This window comes from Streptomyces sp. NPDC088553, assembly GCF_044752965.1.
Taxonomy (GTDB): Bacteria; Actinomycetota; Actinomycetes; order Streptomycetales; family Streptomycetaceae; genus Streptomyces.
In genome coordinates this window covers 1-26015 of record NZ_JBIVMG010000016.1, presented here as the reverse complement: position 1 = coordinate 26015, position 26015 = coordinate 1, and the positions used below count along the sequence as shown (strand labels likewise).

Sequence of the window (26015 nt, the reverse complement as noted above, 5' to 3'; positions counted from 1 at the left end):
GGTCACCTCGGCGGAGGCCCTGTGACCGGAGGTCACCAGCCCAGCGCCCGTACCCCCGCCGTGACGGCGACGGCCGCGCCCACCACGACCAGGAACGGTGCCCGCAGGACGAGGGCGACCGCCGCCGCGGCGAGGCCGGCGGCGCGGGCGTCCAGGACGACGGTGCCGCCCGTGCTGAACGTCTGCTGCGCGGTGAGCGCGGCGAGCAGGGCCACGGGAAGCAGGGCGGCGAGCCGCTGGACGAGCGGGCGCTCCAGCGCTCCGGCGGGTACGAGCAGGCCGGCCAGCTTCACCAGGTAGCACCCGGCGGCGGTCAGGGCGATCGCGATCCAGACGTTCATCGGGAGTCCTTCTCTCGTCCGGCGGGGTCCATCCGGCGGCCCTGGAACCAGAGCACCAGGGGCGCTGCGAGGGCCGCCGCGAGCACAGGGACGCCGGCGGGCAGCACGGGCAGCAGCCCGAGGCCGAGCAGGACGGCGATCCCGGCGGTGGCCCGCTCGGTCGCGGACTTCAGCATGGGGGCGAGCAGTGCCAGGAAGACGGCGGGTCCGGCCGCGTCGAGCCCCCAGGCGGCGGTGTCGCCGATCGCCTCGGCGCCGAGCGCCCCGAGGAGGGTGGTGGCGTTCCACAGGACGTACAGCGTGAGTCCGGTGACGGTGAAGCCGATGCGGGCGGCCCGGCGGGTCGGCTGCGCGAGGGAGACGGCCGTGGTCTCGTCGATCACCCAGTGCGCGGCGAACGGCCTGACGGCCTTCGGCAGGGCGAGGAGCTGGGAGAGCCGCAGTCCGTAGAAGGCGTTCCTGGTGCCCAGGAAGAAGGCCCCGGCGGCGGCCGTGAAGGGGTTGCCGCCGGCGGCGAGCGCTCCGACCAGGGCGAACTGCGAGGCGCCGGTGAAGACGAGCAGGCTGAGGACGCAGGTCTGCAGGACGCTGAGGCCGGAGCCCGCCGAGGTCACGCCGAAGGCGAAGCCGGAGAGCCCGACGGCGACGCCGACCCCGAGGGCGTCGCGGACGACGGCCGCGTCGGGTTTGGTCGGTGTGCCGTCGCGTATGACGGGAGGTGCTGTCTGTTCTGCCACGTCAGGGACGTTACGGCAGCCCCGGCGGCCCGGTCTTGTACGTTCTTGCACGCTGGTACGCCCCCGGTGGCACCCCGACGCTGCGGGTGAAATGCCGGTTGAGGTGCGACTGGTCGGTGAAGCCGACGGCCGCGGCCGCCTCCGCCGGCGGCGTGCCCGTGTCGAGCAGCTGTCTGGCCCGGCGTACGCGCGCGTCGGTCAGCCAGGTGTGCGGCGGCATCCCGTAGGCGTCCCGGAAGGCCCGGAGGAGGGCGAAGGGGCTGGTGCCGAGGTCCGAGGCGAGCCGCTCCAGGGTCGGGGGCTCGATCATGCGGTCCTCCAGGACGGCACGCGCGCGTGCGGCGTTCCGAGCGCCCGCCGAGCGGGGCGGGAGCGGGGTGACGATCCCGCCGTGGCTGCGCAGCATGCGGGCGGTGACCAGCCGGAGCAGGCTGTCGGCCGCGAGCGCGTTGCCCTCCTCCGCGGCCCGGTGGACGCCGACGACGAGCCTGGCGGCGTACGGGTCGTCGACGACGGGCGTGGTGAAGCCGACCGAGCCGCGCAGGGCGAGGGTGTCGGCGGCGATGGACCGGACGATCTCCGCGTCGGGGTAGATGGTCCGGTACGTCCAGCCCTCGGGCACGCCCGCGTGCCCGGTGTGCGGGGTGTCGGGGTTCACCAGGGCGATCTGTCCGGGGCCGGCGTGGACGAGGTCGTCGCGGTAGTGGAAGGCCTCGACGCCCTCGGTGATCGCGGCGAAGACGAAGGTCTCGTGGGTGTGGCGGGCGAAGGCCTTGTGGATGTAGTGGGCGTGCAGCAGGTCGACCCCGGGCAGCTCGGAGTACTGCCAGTACCGTGCCCGCTCCCCACTCGCCATGTCTCCATTCTGCGGCAGGGCCGAGGGGTCCGCCGTGGCGCGTGCGGACACCCGGGTCCGGATATCCCCAGGTCCGGGCGGTTGTCAGTGCCGGGGTGCACGATGGGGGACATGGTCAGGTCCGCGCTCGACTCGTTCTCCCCCGCGACCCGCAGCTGGTTCACCGGGGCCTTCACCGCGCCCACGGCGGCGCAGGAGGGCGCCTGGACCGCCATCGGGGCGGGCACCGACGTGCTCGTCGTCGCTCCGACCGGCTCGGGCAAGACCCTGGCCGCCTTCCTCGCCTCCCTCGACCGGCTCGCCTCCGCACCGCCGCCGGCCGAGCCGAAGAAGCGCTGCCGTGTGCTGTACGTGTCGCCGCTCAAGGCCCTCGCCGTGGACGTCGAGCGGAACCTGCGCTCGCCGCTGACCGGAATCCGGCAGGAGTCGGTGCGGCTCGGGCTTCCCGAGCCGGACATCCGGGTCGGCATCCGCTCCGGTGACACCCCGCCGGCCGAGCGCCGGTCGCTCGCGACCCGGCCGCCGGACATCCTGATCACCACGCCCGAGTCGCTGTTCCTGATGCTGACCTCCGCCGCCCGCGAGGCCCTCGCGGGCGTGGAGACGGTCATCCTGGACGAGGTCCACGCGGTCGCGGGCACCAAGCGGGGCGCGCACCTGGCCCTCTCCCTGGAGCGGCTCGACGAGCTGCTGCCCCGCCCCGCGCGCCGGATCGGCCTGTCGGCCACGGTCCGCCCGGTGGACGAGGTGGCCCGGTACCTGTCGCCGGGGCGCGCGGTGGAGATCGTGCAGCCGCCCTCGGGCAAGGAGTTCGACCTCTCCGTCGTCGTCCCCGTCGAGGACATGGGCGAGCTGGGCGGCTCCCCCGCCTCCGAAGGCAAGGACGGCGGCGACAAGCCGTCGATCTGGCCGCACGTCGAGGAGCGGATCGCCGACCTCGTCCAGGCCCACCGGTCCACGATCGTCTTCGCCAACTCCCGCCGGCTCGCCGAGCGCCTGTGCAACCGGCTCAACGAGATCGCGTACGAGCGGGCGACCGGCGAACCCCTCCCCGATGGGGCTCCCCCGGCGGAGATCATGGCTCAGTCCGGCGCGGCCCAGGGCGCCCCGCCGCTGCTCGCCCGCGCCCACCACGGCTCGGTGTCGAAGGAGCAGCGGGCCCAGGTGGAGGAGGACCTGAAGGCGGGCCGGCTGCCCGCCGTGGTGGCCACCTCCAGCCTGGAGCTGGGCATCGACATGGGCGCGGTCGACCTGGTCGTGCAGGTCGAGTCGCCGCCCTCGGTGGCCTCCGGGCTCCAGCGCGTGGGCCGCGCCGGGCACCAGGTCGGCGCAGTGTCGACGGGCGTGGTCTTCCCCAAGTACCGGGGCGACCTCGTGCAGGCGGCCGTGGTCACCGAGCGGATGCGCACGGGCGCGATCGAGTCGATGCGGATCCCCGCCAACCCGCTGGACGTCCTGGCCCAGCAGCTGGTGGCCATCGTCGCGCTCGACACCTGGCAGGTGGACGACCTGCTCGCCCTGGTGCGCCGGGCGGCGCCGTTCGCCTCGCTGCCCGAGTCGGCGTTCACGGGCGTGCTCGACATGCTCGCCGGCCGCTATCCGTCGGACGCCTTCGCCGAGCTGCGCCCGCGCGTGGTCTGGGACCGGGTCGCCGGCACGGTCACGGGGCGGCCGGGCGCGCAGCGGCTCGCCGTCACCTCGGGCGGCACGATCCCCGACCGGGGTCTCTTCGGGGTGTTCCTCGTCGGCTCGGACCCCAAGAAGGGCGGGGGCAGGGTCGGCGAGCTCGACGAGGAGATGGTGTACGAGTCCCGGGTCGGCGACGTGTTCACCCTCGGCACCACCTCGTGGCGGATCCAGGACATCACCCGGGACCGGGTGCTCGTCACGCCGGCGCCCGGGGTGCCGGGCAGGCTGCCGTTCTGGAAGGGCGACCAGCTGGGCCGCCCGCTCGAACTGGGCCGGGCGGTGGGCGCGTTCCTCCGTGAGGTCGGCGCCCTCTCGGACGAGGACGGGCGGCTGCGGCTGCTCGCCGCCGGCCTGGACGCCTGGGCCGCGGAGAACGTCCTGGCGTACCTCAAGGAGCAGCGCGAGGCCTGCGGCCATGTGCCCGACGACCGAACGATCCTGGTCGAGCGCTTCCGGGACGAGCTCGGTGACTGGCGGGTCGTCATCCACTCGCCGTTCGGCGCGCAGGTGCACGCCCCGTGGGCGCTGGCGCTCGGCGCGCGGCTCGCCGAGCGGTACGGCATGGACGCGCAGGTGATGCACGCGGACGACGGCATCGTGCTGCGCCTCCCGGACGCCGACCTGATGGGCCTGGACATGGGCCTGGACCTCCTCGACCACGAACCGGTCGACCCCGGACGGCACCTCGACACGACGTTCGACGCCGACAAGGCGCCCGTCGGCGCGGCCGACGCCCTCTTCGACAAGGGCGAGATCGGTCAGATCGTCACCGACCAGGTGGGCGGCTCCGCGCTGTTCGCGTCCCGGTTCCGCGAGTGCGCCGCGCGCGCCCTGCTGCTGCCCAAGCGCAACCCCGGCAAGCGCACCCCGCTCTGGCAGCAGCGCCAGCGCGCCGCCCAGCTCCTCCAGGTGGCGAGCGAGTTCGGCTCGTTCCCGATCGTCCTGGAGGCCGTCCGCGAGTGCCTCCAGGACGTCTTCGACCTCCCCGGTCTGACGGAGCTGATGGGGGACATCGAGGCCCGCCGGGTCCGCCTGGTCGAGGTCACCACCCCCGAGCCGTCCCCGTTCGCCCGCTCGCTCCTCTTCGGCTACGTGGCGCAGTTCCTGTACGAGGGCGACTCCCCGCTCGCCGAGCGGCGGGCGGCCGCGCTCTCGCTGGACTCCCGGCTGCTCGCCGAGCTGCTCGGGCAGGCGGAGCTGCGCGAGCTGCTCGACGCCGATGTCCTGACGGAGCTGGAGCGGGAGCTCCAGTGGCTGACGGACGACCGCCGCATCAAGGACGTGGAGGGCGTCGCCGACCTGCTGCGGGTCCTGGGCCCGCTGACCGACGCCGAGCTGGCCGAGCGCGGCGCCGAGGCGGGCTGGGCGGCCGAGCTCGGGGCGGCGCGCCGGGCGATCCGGGTGCGGATCGGCGGCCGGGAGCACTGGGCGGCCGTCGAGGACGCGGGCAGGCTCCGGGACGCCCTGGGCACGGCCCTGCCGGTCGGTGTACCGGAGGCCTTCACCGAGCCGGTCAAGGACCCCCTGGGCGACCTCCTCGCGCGGTACGCGCGGACGCACGGCCCGTTCACCTCCTCCCAGGCCGCCACCCGCTTCGGCCTGGGCGCGGCCGTCACCGACGGCGCCCTCCAGCGGCTCGCCGCCTCGGGCCGCGTCGTCCAGGGCGAGTTCCACCCCTCCGGCATCGGCCAGGAGTGGTGCGACGCCACCGTCCTGCGCCGGCTGCGCCGCCGCTCCCTCGCCGCCCTGCGCCATGAGCTGGAGCCGGTGCCCCCGGCGGCGCTCGCCACCTTCCTGCCGCAGTGGCAGCACCTGGGGAGCAACAGCCTGCGCGGCATCGACGGCCTCGCCCGTGCGATCGAGCAGCTCCAGGGCGCACCCGTGCCCGCCTCGGCCCTGGAGAAGCTGATCCTGCCGTCCCGGGTCCGCGACTACTCCCCGGCGCTCCTCGACGAGCTGACGACCACCGGCGAGGTCGTCTGGGCGGGAGCCGGGGCACTGCCCGGCAAGGACGGCTGGGTCTCGCTGTACCTGGCGGACGCGGCGCCGCTGCTCCTCCCGCAGCCGCATCCGCTGGAGCTGTCCGCGCTGCACGAGTCGGTGCTCACGGCCCTCTCCGGCGGGTACGGCCTGTTCTTCCGGCAGATCGCCGACCAGATCCGGGCCACCACCCACCCGGACGCCACCGACCCGCAGCTGGCGGACGCCCTCTGGGACCTGGCCTGGTCCGGCCGCCTGACCAACGACACCCTGGCCCCGCTGCGCGCGCTCCTCGGCTCGGGCCGCACGGCGGGCTCCACCGCCCACCGCGCGCGCCGCACGGTCCCGCGCGGCCGGTACGGCACGCTGACCGCGGCCGCCCGGCCCGCCTCCCGCACCGGCCCGCCCACGGTCTCCGGCCGCTGGTCCCTGCTCCCCCCGCCGGAACCGGAACCGACCCACCGGGCGCACGCACTCGCCCGCACCCTCCTCGACCGGCACGGCGTGGTCACCCGGGGCGCGGTGGCGGCCGAGGGCGTGGAGGGCGGCTTCTCCGCCACGTACCGGATCCTCGCCGCCTTCGAGGACAGCGGGCAGGCCCGGCGCGGCTATGTGGTCGAGGGTCTCGGCGCGGCCCAGTTCGCGATGGACGGAGCGGTGGACCGCCTCCGGGCCGCCGCGACGGCCCGCGACCGCGGCGCGGAGGCCGCGGCGGGCCCGCGCGCGCTGGTCCTCGCGGCGGCGGACCCGGCCAACGCCTACGGGGCGGCCCTGTCCTGGCCCGAGCCCCCGACGGGCGCCGGCCACAAGCCGGGCCGCAAGGCGGGCGCCCTGGTGGTCCTGGTCGACGGCGAACTCGCGCTCTACATGGAGCGCGGCGGCAAGACGCTCCTGTCCTGGCCGACGGACCCGGACGACCCGGCTCTGAAGGCCGCGGCGGAAGCCCTGGCGACCTCCGCGAAAGCGGGCACCCTGGGCACGGTCACGGTGGAGCGCATCAACGGGGCGACGTCCTTGACGTCCCCCCTGGCAGGCCCCCTGGAGCAAGCGGGCTTCGTCGCCACCCCCAGAGGCCTCCGCCTCCGCGCCTAGGCGGCACCCGCACCCGAGCACGGCGAAGCACGGCCACCCACAAAGCCACCCACACCCACACCGGCACCGCACCCGCACCCGCACCCGCACCCGCACCCGCACAAGACCCCACCCACCCGGCATCATGGAACCGTGCCCGAAGGAGACACCGTCTGGCAGACCGCCCACCGCCTCCACACCGCCCTGGCAGGCCGGCCACTGACGCGCGCGGACCTCCGAGTCCCCCGTTTCGCCACCGCCGACCTGACCGGCCGCACGCTCCTCGACGTCACCCCCCGCGGCAAGCACCTCCTCGCCCGCATCGAGGGCGGCCTCACCCTCCACTCCCATCTGCGGATGGACGGCGCCTGGCGCGTGTACGCGACCGGGGCGCGCCCGCACGGCGGCCCGGACCACCAGATCCGCGCGATCCTCGGAAACGCCGACCACACCGCGTACGGCTACCGCCTCCCGGTCCTGGAACTCCTCCGCACCGCGGACGAGCCGGACGCGGTGGGCCACCTGGGCCCCGACCTGCTGGCCCCCGACTGGGGAGCGACGGCCGCCGAGGAGGCGACCCGCCGGCTGACGGCTGACCCCACCCGCGCTCTCGGCGAGGCCCTGCTCGACCAGCGGAACCTGGCCGGCATCGGCAATGTGTACAAGTCGGAGCTGGCCTTCCTGGCCGGCGTGACGCCCTGGCTCCCGGTCGGCGACCTCGCCCCCGACGTCCCCGCCCGCCTGGTCGCGACCGCTCACCGTCTCCTGGACGCGAACAAGGACCGCCCCGACCGCCGCACGACGACCGCCCGCCGCCCGGGCACCCGGCTGCACGTCTACGGCCGCGCCGGCCACCCCTGCCTCCGCTGCGGCGCCCCGATCCGCAAGGCGGAACTCGGCGACCGGGTCACGTACTGGTGCCCCGACTGCCAACGCGGCCCCACCGACGCCCCTCCGGCACGAGATCCATCCGGTCCTCCCGCTCCATCCAATTGACGGCCCGTCAGATCCGGTCGTACGGTCCGAGCATGACGACGACCCTCCCCGCCTACGACCTCACCCACCGCACCGCCTTCGTCACCGGCGCCGCCAGCGGCATAGGCCGCGCCACCGCCGTCCTCCTCGCCCAGGCCGGCGCCACCGTGCACTGCGCGGACCGCGACGAGCCCGGCCTCAAGGAGACGGTCGCCCTCATCGCCCGCGAAGGCGGCACCGCGCACGCGCACCTCCTGGACGTCACCGACCGCGCCGCCCTCGCCGCCGCCGTCCGCGCGGCCGGCCCCCTCCACGTCATGGCCGCCGTCGCCGGGATCATGCACACGAGCTCGGTCCTGGAGACCCGCGACGAGGACCTGGACCGCGTCCTCGCCGTCAATTTCAAGGGCGTGCTGTACGCCTGCCAGGAGGCGGCCCGCTCGATGATCGCGGCCGGCGTCCCCGGCTCGATCGTCACGATGGCCTCGGGCGCGATGGACACCGCGAGCCCCGGCCTGCTCTGCTACAGCGTCACCAAGGCGGCCGTCGTCCAGCTGACGAAGACGCTGGCGACGGAGGCGGGCCGGCACGGCATCCGGGTCAACGCGGTCGCCCCCGGCTGGATCCGCACCCCCATGACGGACCGCCACGAGCCGGCCGCCCAGGAGCAGGCGGAAGCCGCGATGATCCGCCATTCACCGCTGGGCCGGGTCGGGGAGGCCGAGGACATCGCGCACGCCGTCCTGCACCTCGCGTCCGACGCGTCCGCGTTCACGACAGGCCAGATCCTGCGCCCCAACGGCGGCGTCGCGATGCCCTGGTGACCCGCCGGGCGAGGACGCCCGGCCGTCCCGAAGAGGCGGCCACGTGCACCGGCAGCAGACTCAGCCCCCAGCCGCCCGCGGCCACCGCGCCCTCGACCGTGCCGGCCTCCCCCGGCACCAGGAGCAGGCGCAGCACCGCCCACCACCAGAGCCCCCCGGCCACCAGCCCGATCGCGACCAGCGCGAGCGTCGCCGGCGGCATCCGTCGCCGTACCATGGCCGCCTCCTGCCGTCGACGCTAGACCGGCAGGATCACCCTGCGGGAGGGCGCACCGGAGGCAAACCCGGCGCACACGGCCCAGTCGTACGTTCCCCCCACCATGGCACGAGGCACCGGAACCCGGCATCTCAGACAATTCGCCCCGCATCGCGGAAGCAAGAGAAAAGCCCCGGTCGGTGCCCCCGAAGGGACACCGACCGGGGCTCGACCCCGTATCGCTTCGTACGGCGATGACTAGGCGGCGACGACGTCCACCGCTTCCGCGGGCGCCTTGATGGTCACCCGCTCGGTGGGCACACGGCCCACCGACGTCACCGACACCGAATTGAGCATCGGGCGTACCGGCGTCGGCACCGGTTCGCTCGCCGCTGCCGACTCGGCCAGTTCGGCCAGTGACAGCTCGTCGCTCACTTCACGCATGAGCTCGGACATCCGTACGTCCAGCGCGTCGCAGATCGCGGAGAGCAGCTCGGAGGAAGCCTCCTTCTGCCCCCGCTCCACCTCGGAGAGATAGCCGAGCGAGACTCGGGCGGACGAGGAGACTTCGCGCAGAGTACGGCCTTGGCGCTGGCGCTGCCGACGCAGCACGTCACCCAACAGGCGACGGAGCAGAATCATCGGTGGCTCCCTCCTCGGACCGCGTAGCCGCATCCTTCACGCCCCACCGTACCGCCTCGCGCCGCGGCCGTGCGGGGAGCGATGTCGTGTTCACTCAGGGCTGCAAACATCAATTCCCCCCGTTGTGTTCCGTATCCTGTGCCCGCGCATTTCCCGAGAGTTCCTCGTGGAGCAGTTCCAGCACGCTCCGCACACTCTCTCTACGGATGTCCGCGCGGTCGCCGTTCAACCTCAACGAGACCACTTTCCCGGCGCGGGCGCCCGTCGCGGCAGGTCCCGCGACCGCCACGTAGACGGTTCCGACCGGCTGTCCGTCCTGCGGATCGGGGCCGGCCACCCCGGTCGTCGAGATTCCCCAGTCGGCGCCGAGCCGGGCCCGTACACCGGTCGCCATCTGCAGCGCGACCTCGGGATCCACCGCTCCGCACTCGGCGAGCAGGCCCGCGTCGACGCCGAGCAGCTCCTGCTTGAGGTCCGTGGCGTAGGCCGTGACGGACCCCCGGAAGGAGACCGAGGCGCCGGGCACCCCGGTGAGCTCCGCGGCCACCAGTCCGCCCGTGAGCGACTCCGCCGCGGCGAGCGTGTGACCACGCTCCGCGAGCAGCGCCAGCACCCGGGCGGCCTCGGTCATCGCGTCGCCGCCTCCGACCGCGCGGCGGCCCGCTCGGCGGCGAGCCCCTTGCGGCGCAGGACGACCGCCTGGCGGACGTAGTCCAGACCGGTGACGACCGTCAGCACGACGGCCACCGCCATCACCCAGAAGCGCAGGGTGGCGAGCGGCCCGGTGAGCATCAGCACGTACATGCCGACCGCCGTGCCCTGGGCGAGCGTCTTCATCTTGCCGCCGCGGCTGGCCGGGATGACTCCGTGGCGGATCACCCAGAACCGCATCAGGGTGATCCCCAGCTCGCGGGCCAGGATGACGCCGGTCACCCACCAGGGCAGGTCCCCGAGCAAGGACAGCGAGATGAGTCCGGCCGCCATGATCGCCTTGTCGGCGATCGGGTCGGCGATCTTCCCGAAGTCCGTGACGAGGTTGTACGCACGGGCGAGGTGCCCGTCGAAGACGTCCGTGATCATGGCGACGGCGAACGCCGCCCAGGCCCAGGCCCGCCACGCGGGGTCGTGGCCGCCGTCCTGGAAGAGCAGGAGCACGAAGGCCGGCACGAGCACGAGCCGGATCATGGTCAGGATGTTGGCGATGTTCCACAGGCTGGCCTGGTTGACGGCCGCCGTGCCCAGCTTGCCGCGGGGCGCCGGCCTACCGGTCCCGCCCGTCGCGGATGCCGGGACTCCGGTCATCTGCCTGCCTCCTCGAAAAGACACTCGGCCACCAGGTCGACGCCCTCCGTGCCGACGACCTTCGCCATGACCATACGGCCCGGAGCCAGGTCGGGGCTGGTACCGCCGGCCGTGGTGAGGACCACCTGACCGTCGGTCTCGGGCGCCTGGTGCGCGGCGCGGCCGATCACGCCGTCCTCGTCGTCCACGGACTCGACCAGTACCTCAAGGGTCTCTCCGATCCGCTCCTCCGCGCGCTGCGCGGTGAGCTCCTCGGCGAGCCGGGAGAGGTGGGCGAGGCGGGCGTCGACGACGTCCTGGTCGAGCTTGTGCTCGTACGTGGCGGCCTCGGTGCCGTCCTCGTCGGAGTAGCCGAAGACGCCGATGGCGTCGAGCCGGGCGTGGGTGACGAAGCGTTCCAGCTCGGCGAAGTCGGCCTCGGTCTCGCCGGGGAAGCCGACGATGAAGTTGGAGCGGGCACCGGCGGTCGGGGCCTTGGCCCGGATGGTCTCCAGGAGCTCGAGGAACCGGTCGGTGTCGCCGAAGCGGCGCATGGCCCGCAGCACGTCGGGGGCGCTGTGCTGGAAGGACAGGTCGAAGTACGGCACGACCTTGTCGGTCGACGTGAGGACGTCGATCAGGCCGGGACGCATCTCGGCGGGCTGGAGGTAGCTGACGCGGACGCGCTCGATGCCGTCGACGGCGGCGAGCTCGGGCAGCAGGCTCTCCAGGAGCCGGATGTCGCCGAGGTCCTTGCCGTACGAGGTGTTGTTCTCGGAGACCAGCATGACCTCCTTCACACCCTGCTCGGCGAGCCAGCGCGTCTCGTTCAGCACGTCCGAGGGACGGCGCGAGACGAAGGAGCCGCGGAAGGAGGGGATGGCGCAGAAGGAGCAGCGGCGGTCGCAGCCGGAGGCCAGCTTCACGGAGGCGACGGGGCTGGCGTCCAGACGCCGGCGGAGCGGTGCGCGCGGCCCGGAGGCGGGCGCGAGACCGTCCGGCAGGTCGCTCGGCACGTCCTCGGGAGCGGTGGCCGGGGCGGCGGCGGGAGCGGGAGCGTCCACGACGCCGTGACCGGGGAGGGCGACCGCGGCGGCGGCCGCCTGGCGCTCCACCGGCGAGAGCGGAAGCAGCTTGCGCCGGTCACGCGGGGTGTGGGCCTCGACACTGCCACCGCTGAGGATGGTCTGGAGGCGGTTGGAGATGTCGGAGTAGTCGTCGAAGCCCAGGACGCCGTCGGCCTCCGGGAGGGCCTCGGCGAGTTCCTTGCCATACCGCTCGGCCATGCAGCCGACGGCGACCACGGCCTGGGTGCGGCCGTGGTCCTTCAGATCATTGGCTTCGAGGAGGGCGTCGACGGAGTCCTTCTTGGCGGCCTCGACGAATCCACAGGTGTTGACGACGGCGACATCCGCGTCCTCGGCGTTCTCGACGAGCTCCCAGCCGTCCGCTGCCAAGCGGCCTGCGAGCTCCTCCGAGTCCACCTCGTTACGGGCGCAGCCAAGAGTGACAAGGGCGACGGTACGGCGTTCGGGCATGGACTCAAGACTACTTCGTCCCGGCCGTTCCCCCGTCGCGCAGGGTTCACCTGCGCGACGGGGGCCCCATCACGGGCCCGGAGGGGCGGCTCAGCCGGCCTCGGGGTCGCCCTTGGTGTACGTCAGCCGCTCGACCTGGCCGGATTCGAACTTGTCGTCGATCTTCTTGCCGTTCACGTAGAGCTCGATCGCTCCGGCGTTGCCGAGGACCAGGTCGATGCGCTCGTCGTCCTGGAAGGTCTTGGACTCGCCGTCCAGGAGCAGCCCGTCGAAGAGCAGCTTGCCGTTGGCGGCCTTGGCCGAGATCCAGCTCTTGCCGTCGGTGGCGGTCATCTTCACCGTCACCTTGTCCTGCGGGACCGCGGCGATCGCGCTCTCGGTGGGCTTCGGCGGCGCGGGCTTGACCGGCTTCGGCTTGCCGGCGGAGGTGGCCTTCTCCGGCGCGGGCGCCGGGCCGCCGTCCGCGGCGGTGGTGCCCTTGGGCGCCTCGTTGCCGTTGAACATCGTGAAGCCGACGAAACCGACGACGGCGACGATGGCCGCGACCATCGCGGCGGTCCAGTTGGGCCGGCGCGGCTCGGGGCGGATGCGTTCCGCCTCGAACAGCGGGGCGGCGGGGGTGGGCGCGGGGCGACCGCCGTGCTCGGCGTCGTACTGCTCGATCAGCGGGGCCGGATCGAGGCCGACGGCACGCGCGAGCGTGCGGATGTGGCCGCGGGCGTAGACGTCGCCGCCGCAGCGGGAGAAGTCGTCCTCCTCGATCGCCTGCACGATCGGAATCCGGACACGGGTGGAGGCACTGACCTCTTCGACGGTGAGACCGGCGGCGATGCGGGTCTGCTGGAGAGCGCGACCGATCGAGTCCCGGTCGTCTGCCGGGAAGATCCGGTCGTCTTCGGGGGAGTTGCCGATGGACACGAGAGCGCCTTTCGAGCGTGTAGCCACCTGCTGGACGTTCAGTCTATGGGTGGTACGAAAGGGTGGGGCAACCGGGCGGGTGCTGTTTGTACGCCATGAGGCTGGGACATCCTTCTGTCCCTCCGCTCAACTTGACGTACGGCCAGGGGAAACGGTTGCCCTCCATTCCCTTACGAGTGAGTCTCGGCCCGGTCTCGATCGCGTACCCGCTCCCCGCCCGCGTACTCCGGCCGCCCCCGCCCCGGCTCCGTTCGGCCCCGCCCGCGTACTCCGGCCGCCCCCGGGCTCTACTCCATTCGGGCCACGGACTCCGGCCTACTCCCCCGACTGCCCCCGGATCACGTCCAGCACGCCGTCCAACTCGTCGGGCTTGACCAGCACGTCGCGCGCCTTGGAGCCCTCGCTCGGCCCGACGATGTTCCGCGACTCCATGAGGTCCATCAGCCGTCCGGCCTTCGCGAAGCCGACGCGCAGCTTCCGCTGGAGCATCGACGTGGAGCCGAACTGCGTGGAGACGACCAGTTCGGCGGCCTGGCACAGCAGATCGAGGTCGTCGCCGATGTCCTCGTCGATCTCCTTCTTCTGCCGGGTCCCGACGGTGACGTCCTCCCGGAAGACCGGGGTCATCTGGTCCTTGCAGTGCTGCACGACGGCCGCGACCTCGTGCTCGGTGACGAAGGCGCCCTGCATGCGGACGGGCTTGTTGGCACCCATCGGCAGGAACAGTCCGTCACCCTTTCCGATGAGCTTCTCGGCGCCCGGCTGGTCGAGGATGACCCGGCTGTCGGCGAGCGAGGAGGTCGCGAAGGCGAGCCGGGAGGGCACGTTGGCCTTGATGAGGCCGGTGACGACGTCGACGGACGGCCGCTGGGTGGCGAGCACGAGGTGGATGCCGGCGGCGCGCGCGAGCTGCGTGATGCGGACGATCGAGTCCTCGACGTCCCGGGGCGCCACCATCATCAGGTCGGCGAGCTCGTCGACGATGACGAGCAGGTACGGGTACGGGTTGAGCTCCCGCTCGCTGCCCTCGGGCAGCTTGATCTTGCCGTCCCGGATCGCCTGGTTGAAGTCGTCGATGTGCCGGTAGCCGAAGGCCGCCAGATCGTCGTACCGGAGGTCCATCTCCTTCACCACCCACTGGAGGGCCTCGGCGGCCCGCTTGGGGTTGGTGATGATCGGGGTGATCAGGTGCGGGATGCCCTCGTACGCGGTGAGCTCGACCCGCTTGGGGTCGACGAGCACCATCCGGACGTCCTCGGGGGTCGCTCTTATCATGATCGAAGTGATCAGGCAGTTGATGCAGGAGGACTTTCCGGATCCGGTGGCACCGGCGACCAGGACGTGCGGCATCTTCGCCAGGTTGGCCATCTCGTAGCCGCCCTCGACGTTCTTGCCGAGCGCCACGAGCATCGGGTGGTCGTCCTCGGCCGCGGCGGCGAGCCGCAGGACGTCACCGAGGTTCACCATCTCCCGGTCGCTGTTGGGGATCTCGATGCCGACCGCGGACTTGCCGGGGATCGGCGAGATGATCCGTACGTCCGGGGAGGCCACGGCGTACGCGATGTTCTTGGTCAGGGCCGTGATCTTCTCGACCTTCACGGCGGGGCCGAGCTCGACCTCGTACCGCGTGACCGTCGGTCCCCGGGTGAAACCGGTGACGGCGGCGTCGACCTTGAACTCGGTGAAGACGTTGGAGAGCGAGTCCACGACGGCGTCGTTGGCGGCGCTGCGCGTCTTGCCGGGCCCGCCCCGCTCCAGGAGGTCGAGCGAGGGCAGGGAGTACGTGATGTCGCCGGACAGCTGGAGCTGCTCGGCCCGGGGCGGCAGATCGGTCGGCTCGGGCGCCGGCTTGGTCAGATCCGGTACGCCTCCGCCGGGCCGCTGGTCACCACCACGGGCCGGCGGCACGGGAGCGGCCGGAGCCGCCGTTTCCGCGGCCTCGGCCGCGGCCTTCGCGGCGGCGTCCACGGCGGCCTTGCGGTCGGCGGTGACGTCCTTGGTGAGGTCGGCGACGATCGGGGAGGGCGGCATGCCGTTGAGCACCGCGCCGTCGAGCGCGGCGGCCGCCGCCGCGGCGACGTCCACCGGGTCCAGTCCGTGGTCGAAGACGGGCTCAGAGGAGGGGCGGGCCCGCCGGCTGCGCCGGTCGAGCATCTCGGCCTCGGCCCGCTCCACGTCGTAGGGGTCCGCGGGGCCCCGGCGGCGCGCGGGCCGGGTGCGGGGCTGCGGCCGGGCCTCGCGCCACTCCTCGTCGTACGCGTCGTACTCCCCGGAGGGGCTCCCGTGGCCCTCGGGGTGGTCCTCCGCGGGGTCGTAGGCGGGCTCGACGATGCCGAGTCTGGCGCCGAGGGCGCGCAGCCGCTGCGGGATCGCGTTGACCGGGGTGGCGGTGACGACGAGCAGCCCGAAGAGCGTGAGCAGGACCAGCATGGGGACGGCGAGGACCTCGCCCATCATGAAGACGAGCGGCTGGGACGCGGCCCAGCCGATGAGGCCGCCGGCGTCCTGCATGGCCTCGCTGCCGTCGCCGCGGCCGGGTGAACCGCAGGCGATGTGGACCTGGCCGAGGACGCCGATGACGAGGGCGGAGAGGCCGATGCTGATCCGGCCGTTGGCCTCGGGCTTCTCCGGGAAGAGGATGAGGCGCACGGCGATCGCGCCGAGGAGCAGCGGAACGAGCAGGTCGAGCCGGCCGAAGGAACCGGTGACCAGCATCTCGACCAGGTCGCCGACGGGGCCGCGGAGGTTGGACCAGGTGCCCGCGGCGACGATCAGCGCGAGGCCGAGGAGCAGCAGCGCGAGCCCGTCCTTGCGGTGAGCCGGGTCGAGGCCCTTGGCGCCACGCCCTATCCCCCGGAACACCGCCCCCACGGCGTGCGCGAGGCCGAGCCAGGCACCGCGCGCGAGCCGGTAGACGCCCCCGGTGGGGGACGGCGCGGGCCGGGGAGCGGCCTTCTTCGCCGCGGTCTTCCGCGCGGGCGCGCGCTTGGCGGGCGCGGCCTTCTTGGCCGCCGCCTTCTTGGCGGGCGGCTTGGCGGGGGACTTCGCGGGTGCCGCTTTCTTCGCGGCGCCCGTCGTACGGCCGGCGCGCGGCTTTGCGGTGCCCGCCGTGCCCTGGGAACCCTTGCCGGACGTACGTGAAGCCATGATGCCGAGGTTACCGGTGTGAGGACCGGCTGTCCGCCTCACCCGTTCGTGTCGCTCCCGCCGTGGCCCGAAGCTGACGCCGCATCACGCGGGACGTCGGGCGCTCTACGCCTCGGTGACGGTGTGTCAGCTCTGGGCCGGCAGCGTCGGCGCGGCGCCGGTGCCGGGCTCCAGCGCGTCCAGCGCGCGTCGCAATCCGGTGAGCTTGCGCTCCAGATGCGCGGCGGTGGCGACGGCCGCCGCGTCGGCGGAGTCGTCGTCGAGCTGCTTGGACAGCGCCTCCGCCTGCTCCTCGACGGCCGCGAGACGGGCCGAGAGCTCGGCGAGCAGACCGGCGGCCTCCTTGCCCTGACCGCCCTCGCCGCCGCCCTCCAACTGCAGCCGCAGCAGCGCGGCCTGCTCGCGCAGCTTGCAGTTCTTCATGTACAGCTCGACGAAGACCGAGACCTTGGCGCGCAGCACCCACGGATCGAACGGCTTCGAGATGTAGTCGACCGCCCCGGCCGCGTACCCACGGAACGTGTGGTGGGGACCGTGATTGATGGCGGTGAGGAAGATGATCGGGATGTCCCGGGTCCGCTCCCGCCGCTTGATGTGCGCGGCGGTCTCGAAGCCGTCCATACCCGGCATCTGGACGTCGAGCAGGATGACCGCGAAGTCGTCCGTCAACAGCGCCTTGAGCGCTTCCTCCCCGGACGATGCCCGCACCAGCGTCTGATCGAGCGCGGAGAGAATGGCCTCCAGCGCCAGCAGATTCTCCGGCCGGTCATCGACCAGGAGGATCTTGGCCTTCTGCACCATGCCCCGTCCTCCTCGCCCCGGCAACGTCTCTCCCCGGCTCCCCGAACCGGGGGAAGCACCGGGCGCCGCCCCAGAAGACGACTCTCTAACGCCGTCCGTCCTTGTGCCGGTCATCGTAGCCGCACCCCGCCCGTCGCCACACCCTGTCACCGCGATGTCACTGTGCACGTACCGGAAACGCGGTGGGAGACCAGAAGGTTCCCCGTATCCCGGCCTCTCACACCCGCGTGGCGACAGCCCGTCAGCGAAAGCCGAAAGCCCGGCCGCGACCGAAGGCGGCCCCGTGGTGCGGAGGCGTTCCCCCCGCACCACGGGGCCCGCCCGGAGTCACTCCCCCGCACCACGGGCCCCGCCCGGCGTCACTCCCCCCGCATCCACTGCTCCATCACGGACAGCAGGTGGTCGGGGTCGACCGGCTTGGTCACATAGTCCGAGGCGCCGGACTCGATCGCCTTCTCCCGGTCGCCCTTCATCGCCTTCGCCGTCAGCGCGATGATCGGCAGCCCCGCGAACTGCGGCATGCGCCGGATCGCGGTCGTCGTCGCGTATCCGTCCATCTCCGGCATCATGATGTCCATCAGGACGATCGTCACATCGTCGTGCTGTTCCAGGACTTCGATGCCCTCCCGCCCGTTCTCCGCGTACAGCACCGCGAGTCCGTGCTGTTCGAGGACGCTGGTGAGCGCGAAGACGTTGCGGATGTCGTCGTCGACGATGAGCACCTTCTCGCCGGAGAAGCCGAAGGTACGACGCGGCTCGGCCTCCGCCTCCTGCTCCGCCCGGTCGGCGGCGATCTGCTGCTCGGACTGCCCCGGCACCGTCGTCCGCGCCCCGGTCGCCTCCGCGGCCGCCTTCCTCCGGTGCCGGAAGAGCGCGCCCGCCCCGGACCGCGCCTCCGTCCGTACGGGCGGCGGCGGGAAGTGCGGGAACGGGTGGACGGCCCCGGCGGCCCCCTCCTCGGCGCCCTGCTGCGGGTCGTCGGCCGGCCCCTGCCCGTAGTCGGCCGACAGCTCCGTCGGGTTCAGCGGCAGATAGAGCGTGAACGTCGAACCGCGGCCCGGCTCGCTCGCCGCGAAGATCTCGCCGCCGAGCAGCCGCGCGATCTCCCGGCTGATCGAGAGCCCCAGACCCGTACCGCCGTACTTCCGGCTGGTCGTGCCGTCGGCCTGCTTGAACGCCTCGAAGATGACCCGCATCTTGCTCGCGGCGATGCCGATCCCGGTGTCCGTGACGGAGAAGGCGATCAGATCGGCCTCCGGATCGCGCAGCGAACCGGCCTCCAGGAGCTGCTCGCGAATCGACTGCGGCACATCGGTCCCGGCCGGCCGGATCACCAGCTCCACCGCCCCCGTGTCGGTGAACTTCACCGCGTTGGACAGGAGGTTGCGAAGCACCTGGAGCAGCCGCTGCTCGTCGGTGTGGAGGGTGGCCGGCAGCTCGGGCGAGACCCGCACCGAGAAGTCGAGCCCCTTCTCCGCCGTGAGCGGCCGGAAGGTCGCCTCCACGTAGTCGACGAGCTGGACGAGCGCGATCCGGGTCGGCGAGACGTCCATCTTGCCCGCCTCGACCTTGGACAGGTCGAGGATGTCGTTGATCAGCTGGAGCAGGTCGGAACCGGCGCCGTGGATGGTCTCCGCGAACTCGACCTGCTTCGGCGTCAGGTTGGTCTCGGCGTTGTCCGCGAGCAACTTGGCGAGGATCAGCAGCGAGTTGAGCGGGGTGCGCAGCTCGTGCGACATGTTCGCCAGGAACTCGGACTTGTAGCGCATGGAGACGGCGAGCTGCTCGGCCCGCTCCTCCAGGACCTGCCGGGCCTCCTCGATCTCGGTGTTCTTCACCTCGATGTCGCGGTTTTGCCGGGCGAGCAGCTCGGCCTTCTCCTCCAGCTCCAGGTTGGAACCCTGGAGTTCCTTCTGCCGGTGCTCCAGCTCGGCCGAGCGCTCCTTGAGTTGCTCGGTGAGTTCCTGCGACTGCTGGAGCAGCACCTCGGTCTTGGTGTTGACGCTGATCGTGTTGACGGTGGTGGCGATCAGCTCGGCGAGCTGGTTGAGGAAGTCCCGCTGGATCTGCGTGAACGGCTGGAAGGACGCCAGCTCGATCACACCGAGGACCTTGCCCTCGAAGAGGACCGGAAGCACGATCACATGCGCCGGCGCGGCCTCCCCGAGCCCGGAGGAGATCTTCAGATAGCCGGGCGGAACGTTGACCTGGATGGTCCGCTTCTCCTCGGCCGCCGTCCCGATGAGCGTCTCGCCGGGGCGGAACGAGGTCGGCATGGACCCGGTGGAGTAGCCGTAACTCCCGCGCATCCGCAGCTCGTACGAGCCCTCTCCCTCACCGACGAGTTCGGCGTCGCTGTGGGCGGAGCCGGTCGGCATCGCCACGAAGAAGGCCCCGTGCTGTGCCGAGACCACCGGCGTCAGCTCGCTCATGATGAGCGAGGCGACGTCGTCCAGGTCCCGCCGGCCCTGCATGAGGCCGGAGATACGGGCCAGGTTGCCCTTCAGCCAGTCCTGCTCCTCGTTGGCGAGGGTGGTGTCGCGCAGGTTGGCGATCATGGTGTTGATGTTCTCCTGGAGGGCCTGGATCTCGCCCGCCGCGTCGACACCGTCGATCTTGAGGTTCAGATCGCCCCGGGTCACCGCCGTGGCGACGGCGGCGATCGCCCGCACCTGCCGGGTCAGGTTCCCGGCCATCTCGTTCACGGACTCCGTCAGATCCCGCCAGGTGCCGTCCACGTCACGCACCCGGGCCTGACCGCCGAGCTGGCCGTCCGTGCCCACCTCGCGGGCCACCCGGGTGACCTCCTCGGCGAAGTTCGACAGCTGGTCGACCATCGTGTTGATGGTGCTCTTCAGCTCCTGGATCTCGCCGCGCGCGTCGATGTCGATCTTCTTGGTGAGATCGCCCTTGGCGATGGCCGTGGTGACGGCCGCGATCTGGCGCACCTGACCGGTCAGGTTGGAGGCCATCGAGTTCACCGACTCGGTCAGGTCCTTCCAGGTGCCCGAGACACCCGGCACCCGGGCCTGGCCGCCCAGCTCGCCCTCCGTACCCACCTCACGGGCCACGCGCGTGACCTCGTCGGCGAACGACGACAGGGTCGTCACCATGGTGTTGACGGTGTCGGCGAGCTCGGCGACCTCGCCGCGCGCCTCGACCGTCACCTTCTTCGTCAGATCGCCGTTGGCGACGGCCGCCGAGACCCGGGAGATGTTCCGCACCTGACTCGTCAGGTTGTTGGCCATCAGGTTGACGTTGTCGCTCAGGTCCTTCCAGGTACCGGTGACGCCCCGGACCCGCGCCTGACCGCCGAGGATGCCCTCCGTACCCACCTCACGGGCCACCCGCGTGACCTCGTCGGCGAAGTTCGACAGCTGGTCGACCATCGTGTTGACGGTCGTCACCAGCTCCAGGATCTCGCCCCGGGCGTCGACGGTGATCTTCTTCGACAGGTCGCCCTTGGCGACCGCCGTCGTGACCTCGGCGATGTTCCGCACCTGGATGGTCAGGTTGTTCGCCATGAAGTTCACGGACTGGGTGAGGTCCTTCCAGGTGCCGGAGACCCCCTGCACCTCGGCCTGACCGCCCAGAATGCCCTCGGTGCCCACCTCGCGGGCCACCCGCGTCACCTGCTCGGCGAAGTTCGACAGCTGGTCCACCATCGTGTTGAGGGTGTTCTTCAGCTCCAGGATCTCGCCGCGCGCGTCCACGTCGATCTTCTGCGACAGGTCACCGCGCGCCACCGCCGTGGCGACCTGCGCGATGTTGCGGACCTGAGTCGTCAGGTTGCCGGCCATGCCGTTCACCGAATCCGTCAGGTCGCGCCACACGCCTGCCACACCCGGCACCTGCGCCTGCCCGCCGAGGCGCCCGTCGGTGCCCACCTCGCGGGCCACTCGGGTCACCTGGTCGGCGAACGCGGAGAGCTGGTCGACCATCGTGTTGATGGTGTTCTTCAGCTCCAGGATCTCGCCGCGCGCGTCCACGTCGATCTTCTGCGACAGGTCACCGCGCGCCACCGCCGTCGTCACCTGCGCGATCTGCCGCACCTGCGACGTCAGGTTGCCGGCCATGAAGTTCACCGAGTCGGTGAGCTCCCGCCAGCGCCCCGAGACGCCGTCCACCCGGGCCTGGCCGCCCAGCCGGCCCTCGGTGCCCACGTCCCGCGCCATCCGCGTCACCTGGTCGGCGAAAGACGACAGCTGCGACACCATCGTGTTGACGGTGTTCTTCAGCTCCAGCATCTCGCCGGCCACGTCCACGGTGACCTTCTGCGACAGGTCACCGTTGGCCACCGCCGTCGTCACCTGCGCGATGTCACGCACCTGACCGGTCAGGTTCCGGAAGGCAGTGTTCACCGAGTCGGTGAGGTCCTTCCACGTCCCCGCCGCGCCCTTCACCTCGGCCTGGCCGCCGAGCAGACCCTCGACACCGACCTCCCGGGCCACCCGGGTCACCTCGGAACCGAAGGCCGACAGCTGGTCCACCATCGTGTTGACGGTGTTCTTCAGCTCCAGCATCTCGCCGGCCACGTCCACGGTGACCTTCTGCGACAGATCACCGTTGGCCACCGCCGTCGTCACCTGCGCGATGTCACGCACCTGCGTGGTGATGTTCCGGAAGACGGTGTTGACCGAGTCGGTGAGGTCCTTCCACGTCCCCGCCGCCCCCGGCACCTGCGCCTGACCGCCCAGCAGACCCTCGGCACCGACCTCGCCCGACACCCGGGTCACCTCGTCGGCGAAGATCCGCAGCGTCTTCGTCATCTGGTTGATGGTGTCCGCCAGCTGCGCGATCTCCCCGCGCGCCGACACCCGCACCTTCTGCGACAGGTCACCGTTCGCGACCGCCGTCGTGACCTCGGCGATGCCCCGCACCTGGTTGGTCAGATTGCCCGCCATCGTGTTGACGGAGTCCGTGAGGTCCTTCCACACACCGGCGACCCCGGCCACCTCGGCCTGACCGCCGAGCTCGCCCTCCGTACCCACCTCACGGGCGACCCGGGTCACCTCGGAGGAGAACGACGACAGCTGGTCCACCATCCGGTTGACCGTGTTCTTCAGCTCCAGCATCTCGCCGGCCACGTTCGCCGTGACCTTCTGCGACAGATCACCGTCCGCGACCGCCGTCGTCACCAGCGCGATGTCCCGCACCTGGGCCGTCAGCCGGTTCGCCATCGTGTTGACCGAGTCCGTGAGGTCCTTCCACGAACCGGACACTCCGCGCACCTGCGCCTGCCCGCCCAGCTTGCCGTCCGTACCCACCTCGACGGCGACCCTGGTCACCTCGGAGGCGAACACCGACAGCTGGTCCACAAGATTGTTCGCGGTACGGGCGACCTTCAGGAACTCCCCGCGCAGCGGCCGGACCGTCCCGTCGGCACCCTCCGAACGCAGGTCCATCCGCTGGTCCAGATCACCCTCGGCCACCGCCGAGAGCACCCGCCCCACCTCGGACACCGGCCGGGCCAGATCGTCGACGAGCGCGTTCGCGGCCTCGATCGCCGCCGCCCACGCCCCCTCACCGGCCCCCGCCTCCAGGCGCTCGGACAGCTTGCCCTCGCGGCCCACCACCCGGCGGACCCGCGACAGCTCCCCCGTCACATGCATCTGCCGGTCCGCGACCTCGTTGAACACGGCGGAGATCTCCGCCATGACCCCGTCACCGGACACCGTGAGCCGCCTGCGGAGATTTCCGTCCCGCATGGACACCAGTGCGGCCAGCAGCCGCTCCAGGGCCGCCGCGTCCACCTGTACCGTCCCCCCACGGGAACGCCCGCCCCTCGCGCGCGTACCGCTGCCTCCGCCGCGTCGCGCCGCCGTGCCAGGTTCCACCGTGTCCCTCCCGAAAGGGGTCGACCGTACCGCTCCGGCTCCCGCCGGTAGCCTGCCCAGTGTTTCACCGCCACCGAACCAGGCGATAACAGTTCGGCAGCTTCGCACAGCGTCCCTACCCCATGGGGACGGATTCAGCGGTGACCGGCATCCGCTCGGGCGGTGAAGGTAAGTAACCTGGCTTCCGACTGTCCAACCGCCCCGGTCCGCCCGGCGGGGGCGGTGTGGTGCGCGTACGACCACCGGGCAGCGGGAGGGACAGACCGAGCATGGCAGAGCCGGGCGTCGAGACGCGTACGAGGAGTGCTGTGATCACCGCGCGGGCGACTGCCAGCTTCGAGCCCGTCGGGCGGTCCGTCGCGGCTGCCCGCGCCTTCGTCCGGGACACCCTCCAGGGCTGGGGACACCCCGAACTCGTCGACGACGCCGTCGTGCTCACCAGCGAGCTCGTGACCAACGCCGTCATCCACGCCGGCACCTCCGCCGAAGTCCTCTGCCTCCGCTCCGACGACAGCATCCGCATCGAGGTCGCCGACCGCTACCCCGAGCGCGAGATCCCCGTCCAGGGCGGCCGCACCCTCGGCAGCCCCGACCGCGAGAACGGCCGCGGCCTGCTGCTCTGCGCCGCCCTCGCCCACCGCTGGGGCGTCGACTACACCCCCACCCGCAAGCACGTCTGGTTCCACCTCGACCTCGCCCAGCGCCCGGTCGGCACCCGCTCCGCGGGCCCCGTCCTCCCCGACGCGCTCCTCCCGGTCACCGACAGCCGCGTCCGCGTCGCCGTCGTCCAGATCGACCGCGGCGGAGCCATCACCGCCTGGAACGAGGACGCCGCGGAACTCTTCGGTTACGCCTCCGAGCAGGTCACCGGCAAACCTCTGGGCGACCTCGCGGCCTGGCCCCACACCCCCGGCATCGGCACCGGCCTCGCCGAGGCACTCCGCCTCTCCCGCTGGGAGGGCAGCTACGGCATCCGCTGCGCCGACGGCCGCGTCATCCCTGTCTACGCCGCCCACCTCCGCGTCCGCGACGCCCAGGGCGAGCCGTCCACCGTCTGCCTCCTGGTGCGCGAGCACGAGCGGGCGATCCTCCAGACCCCGCAGCGCCCCGCCTCCGAGCCGGGCTCCGAGAACCGCGCCGCGGACCCCTTCGAGGTCTTCATCGGCTCCCCCGCCCCCGACGACCTCGACGGCCTGCTCCAGCGCACGGTCGAACGCGCCCGCGACATGCTCGACGGCGACGCCGCCTTCCTGCTCCTCGCCACCGACGACGAGACGGAACTCGAGGTCCGGGCGAGCACCGGCCTCCCGGCCGCCCGCCAGCGCTTCGCCCGCGTCCCCGTCGAGACCGGCGCAAGCCGCTACGGCTCCGCCCGCATGCCCGCCGTGCACGAGGACCTGGCCGCCGTCCCCGGCGCCGTGCCCCTCCTCGAAGGCACCGGCATGCGCTCGGTCGTCACCGTGCCCCTCAAGGTCGAGGGCCGGCTCACCGGCTCCCTCGGCGTGGCCGCCGAGTCCGCGAACCGCTACTCAAACGAGGAGGCCCTCCGCCTCCAGTTCGCCGCCGACCGCATCGCCCTGGCCGTCGAATCCGCCCGCCTCGGCGAGCTGGAACGTCTCCGCCGCGGCTCCCTCAGCTTCCTCGTCGAGGCCTCCGACCTGCTCGCGGGCACCCTCGACCGGGACCAGACCCTGGCCCTGATGGCCCAGATGACGGTCCCGACCCTCGCCACCTGGTGCGCGGTCTACACGATCGCCGACCAGTCCTCCGACCCGTACCTCTCGTACGTGCTCCACGAGGACGAGGACCGCATCGACGGCCTCAAGGACCTGCTCTCCTCCATCTCCCCGCCCGACCCGGTGCCGACGCCCGGCGCCCGCGTCTGGACCGCACCGGGCGACGCCGCCCACCGCGCGGCCCTCAGCGCCTCGGTCCGCGCCCTCGATCACCCCACGAGCCCGCTCTCCTCCGGCATCGACACCACCCTGGCCACCGCGAGTGCGGTCGCCGGCGAGACGGTCGTCCTGCCGCTGGTCGCCCGCAACCGGGTCATCGGCATGCTGACCCTGGGCCGGCCCTCGGAGGACCACTTCCGCCAGGAGATCCTGGAGCTCGCCGAGGATCTCTCGCGCCGGGCCGCCCTGGCCCTGGACAACGCCCGCCTGTACTCGGAGCGCGTGGCGATCAGCCAGTCCCTCCAGCGCAGCCTCCTCCCGCCCGGCCTCCCCCACATCCCGGGTGTCGAGGTCGACGTCATCTACCGCGCGGCCGGTGAGGGCAACGAGGTCGGAGGCGACTTCTACGACCTCTTCCCCATCCGCGACGGCGCCTACGGCTTCGCCATCGGCGACGTCTGCGGCACGGGACCCGAGGCGGCCGCCGTCACCGGCCTGGCCCGCCACGCCCTCCGTCTGCTGGCCCGCGAGGGCTTCGGCGGCCCGGCCGTCCTGGAACGCCTGAACGCGGCGATCCTCGACGAGGGCGCCCGCAGCCGCTTCCTCACCCTCCTGTACGGCGAGATGCGCCCCCAGGAGGACGGCTCCGCGATCCTCAAGGTCGTCTGCGCCGGGCATCCGCTCCCCCTGCGCCTCCGCCCGGACGGCACGGTGACGTCCGCGGCCGAACCCCAGCCGCTCCTCGGCGTGATGGAGGACCTCGAACTGTACGAGGAGACCATCACGCTCGATCCGGGCGACGTCCTCCTCTGCGTCACGGACGGCGTGACGGAACGCCGCGAGGGCACCCGCATGCTGGGCGACGACGGCCTCGCCGAAGTCCTCAAGACCTGTACGGGCCTGACGGCCGGCGCTGTCGCCTCCCGAGTGCTCCGCGCGGTGGAACGCTTCGCCCAGGCCCCGGCCTCCGACGACATGGCCATCCTGGCGATGCGCCTCCGCGAACCGGACGACCGCTGACGATGCCGGCGATCCCCGTGCGGGGATCGCCGGCTTGTCCATCTGTCCAGGGAACGCAAAAAGGCCCCCGCCATAGGCGGGGGCCTTCTTACTTGGAGCCCTTTAACGGAATCGAACCGTTGACCTTCTCCTTACCATGGAGACGCTCTACCGACTGAGCTAAAAGGGCGGGTGTTCGGCGGCGTCCTACTCTCCCACAGGGTCCCCCCTGCAGTACCATCGGCGCTGAAAGGCTTAGCTTCCGGGTTCGGAATGTAACCGGGCGTT

16 protein-coding genes, 1 tRNA gene and 1 rRNA gene are annotated in these 26015 nt (G+C 72.2%); 4 read left to right on the top strand and 14 right to left on the bottom strand.

Annotation, left to right across the window (positions count from 1 at the left end; all coding sequences use genetic code 11):
- Positions 1-32 precede the first annotated feature (32 nt).
- Genes ACIP8Z_RS36040 through ACIP8Z_RS36030 form a run of 3 tightly spaced genes read right to left on the bottom strand, consistent with a single transcriptional unit; the run spans position 33 to position 1934 of the window.
- Positions 33-341, bottom strand: a complete 309-nt coding sequence (locus tag ACIP8Z_RS36040) for an AzlD domain-containing protein (protein WP_055601382.1) — start codon at positions 339-341, stop codon at positions 33-35.
- The gene (locus tag ACIP8Z_RS36035; protein ID WP_402090947.1) at positions 338-1078 is read right to left on the bottom strand and encodes an AzlC family ABC transporter permease; all 741 of its coding nucleotides are present in this window, start codon (positions 1076-1078) and stop codon (positions 338-340) included. The genes ACIP8Z_RS36040 and ACIP8Z_RS36035 overlap by 4 nt, the downstream gene beginning before the upstream one ends.
- Positions 1079-1088: 10 nt before the next feature.
- A complete protein-coding gene (locus ACIP8Z_RS36030; protein WP_402090945.1) occupies positions 1089-1934 on the bottom strand; it encodes an AraC family transcriptional regulator in 846 nt (281 codons plus the stop codon).
- A gap of 111 nt (positions 1935-2045) precedes the next feature.
- Here ACIP8Z_RS36030 and ACIP8Z_RS36025 point away from each other — a divergent pair, with 111 nt between their 5' ends.
- The 3 genes from ACIP8Z_RS36025 to ACIP8Z_RS36015 all read left to right on the top strand — a co-directional run bounded on the left by ACIP8Z_RS36025 (position 2046) and on the right by ACIP8Z_RS36015 (position 8473).
- Positions 2046-6695 (top strand): DEAD/DEAH box helicase, encoded by a 4650-nt coding sequence (locus ACIP8Z_RS36025; RefSeq protein ID WP_402090943.1) that lies wholly within the window; start codon positions 2046-2048, stop codon positions 6693-6695.
- Between the two features lie 132 nt (positions 6696-6827).
- Positions 6828-7670: a DNA-formamidopyrimidine glycosylase family protein gene (locus ACIP8Z_RS36020; protein WP_402090941.1), complete on the top strand. Its 843-nt coding sequence runs from the start codon at positions 6828-6830 to the stop codon at positions 7668-7670.
- A 32-nt stretch (positions 7671-7702) separates the two neighbouring features.
- On the top strand, positions 7703-8473 hold the full coding sequence (locus ACIP8Z_RS36015) for an SDR family NAD(P)-dependent oxidoreductase (protein WP_402090939.1): 771 nt from the start codon (positions 7703-7705) through the stop codon (positions 8471-8473).
- Here ACIP8Z_RS36015 and ACIP8Z_RS36010 read toward each other — a convergent pair.
- The 9 genes from ACIP8Z_RS36010 to ACIP8Z_RS35970 all read right to left on the bottom strand — a co-directional run bounded on the left by ACIP8Z_RS36010 (position 8421) and on the right by ACIP8Z_RS35970 (position 22833).
- Entirely contained in the window at positions 8421-8690 is a 270-nt protein-coding gene (locus ACIP8Z_RS36010) for a hypothetical protein (RefSeq protein ID WP_319320317.1), read from the bottom strand. The two genes, ACIP8Z_RS36015 and ACIP8Z_RS36010, sit on opposite strands and share 53 nt — an antisense overlap.
- 237 nt (positions 8691-8927) lie before the next feature.
- The gene (locus tag ACIP8Z_RS36005; protein WP_030326330.1) at positions 8928-9311 is read right to left on the bottom strand and encodes a helix-turn-helix domain-containing protein; all 384 of its coding nucleotides are present in this window, start codon (positions 9309-9311) and stop codon (positions 8928-8930) included.
- Between the two features lie 109 nt (positions 9312-9420).
- Entirely contained in the window at positions 9421-9942 is a 522-nt protein-coding gene (locus ACIP8Z_RS36000; RefSeq protein WP_402090937.1) for a CinA family protein, read from the bottom strand.
- Positions 9939-10613: a CDP-diacylglycerol--glycerol-3-phosphate 3-phosphatidyltransferase gene (gene pgsA / locus ACIP8Z_RS35995; RefSeq protein WP_402090935.1), complete on the bottom strand. Its 675-nt coding sequence runs from the start codon at positions 10611-10613 to the stop codon at positions 9939-9941. Before pgsA ends, ACIP8Z_RS36000 begins: the two co-directional genes overlap by 4 nt.
- Positions 10610-12130 (bottom strand): 30S ribosomal protein S12 methylthiotransferase RimO, encoded by a 1521-nt coding sequence (rimO, locus tag ACIP8Z_RS35990; protein ID WP_319320307.1) that lies wholly within the window; start codon positions 12128-12130, stop codon positions 10610-10612. The genes pgsA and rimO overlap by 4 nt, the downstream gene beginning before the upstream one ends.
- 90 nt (positions 12131-12220) lie before the next feature.
- Positions 12221-13048 carry a helix-turn-helix domain-containing protein gene (locus ACIP8Z_RS35985; RefSeq protein ID WP_209497098.1) on the bottom strand — a complete coding sequence of 276 codons (828 nt, stop codon included), beginning with the start codon at positions 13046-13048 and terminating at the stop codon, positions 12221-12223.
- A gap of 315 nt (positions 13049-13363) precedes the next feature.
- Positions 13364-16195 carry a DNA translocase FtsK gene (locus ACIP8Z_RS35980; RefSeq protein WP_402090932.1) on the bottom strand — a complete coding sequence of 944 codons (2832 nt, stop codon included), beginning with the start codon at positions 16193-16195 and terminating at the stop codon, positions 13364-13366.
- Positions 16196-16321: 126 nt separating this feature from the next.
- On the bottom strand, positions 16322-16996 hold the full coding sequence (locus ACIP8Z_RS35975; RefSeq protein ID WP_017237733.1) for a two-component system response regulator: 675 nt from the start codon (positions 16994-16996) through the stop codon (positions 16322-16324).
- A 359-nt stretch (positions 16997-17355) separates the two neighbouring features.
- On the bottom strand, positions 17356-22833 hold the full coding sequence (locus ACIP8Z_RS35970) for a HAMP domain-containing protein (protein ID WP_402090930.1): 5478 nt from the start codon (positions 22831-22833) through the stop codon (positions 17356-17358).
- Positions 22834-23102: 269 nt separating this feature from the next.
- Between ACIP8Z_RS35970 and ACIP8Z_RS35965 the strand changes: the two genes are divergently transcribed.
- On the top strand, positions 23103-25748 hold the full coding sequence (locus tag ACIP8Z_RS35965) for a SpoIIE family protein phosphatase (protein WP_402090928.1): 2646 nt from the start codon (positions 23103-23105) through the stop codon (positions 25746-25748).
- A gap of 93 nt (positions 25749-25841) precedes the next feature.
- Here the strand turns inward: ACIP8Z_RS35965 and ACIP8Z_RS35960 are convergent.
- Positions 25842-25917, bottom strand: a tRNA-Thr gene (locus ACIP8Z_RS35960).
- A 4-nt stretch (positions 25918-25921) separates the two neighbouring features.
- Positions 25922-26015, bottom strand: a 5S ribosomal RNA gene (gene rrf, locus ACIP8Z_RS35955); the annotation flags it as partial.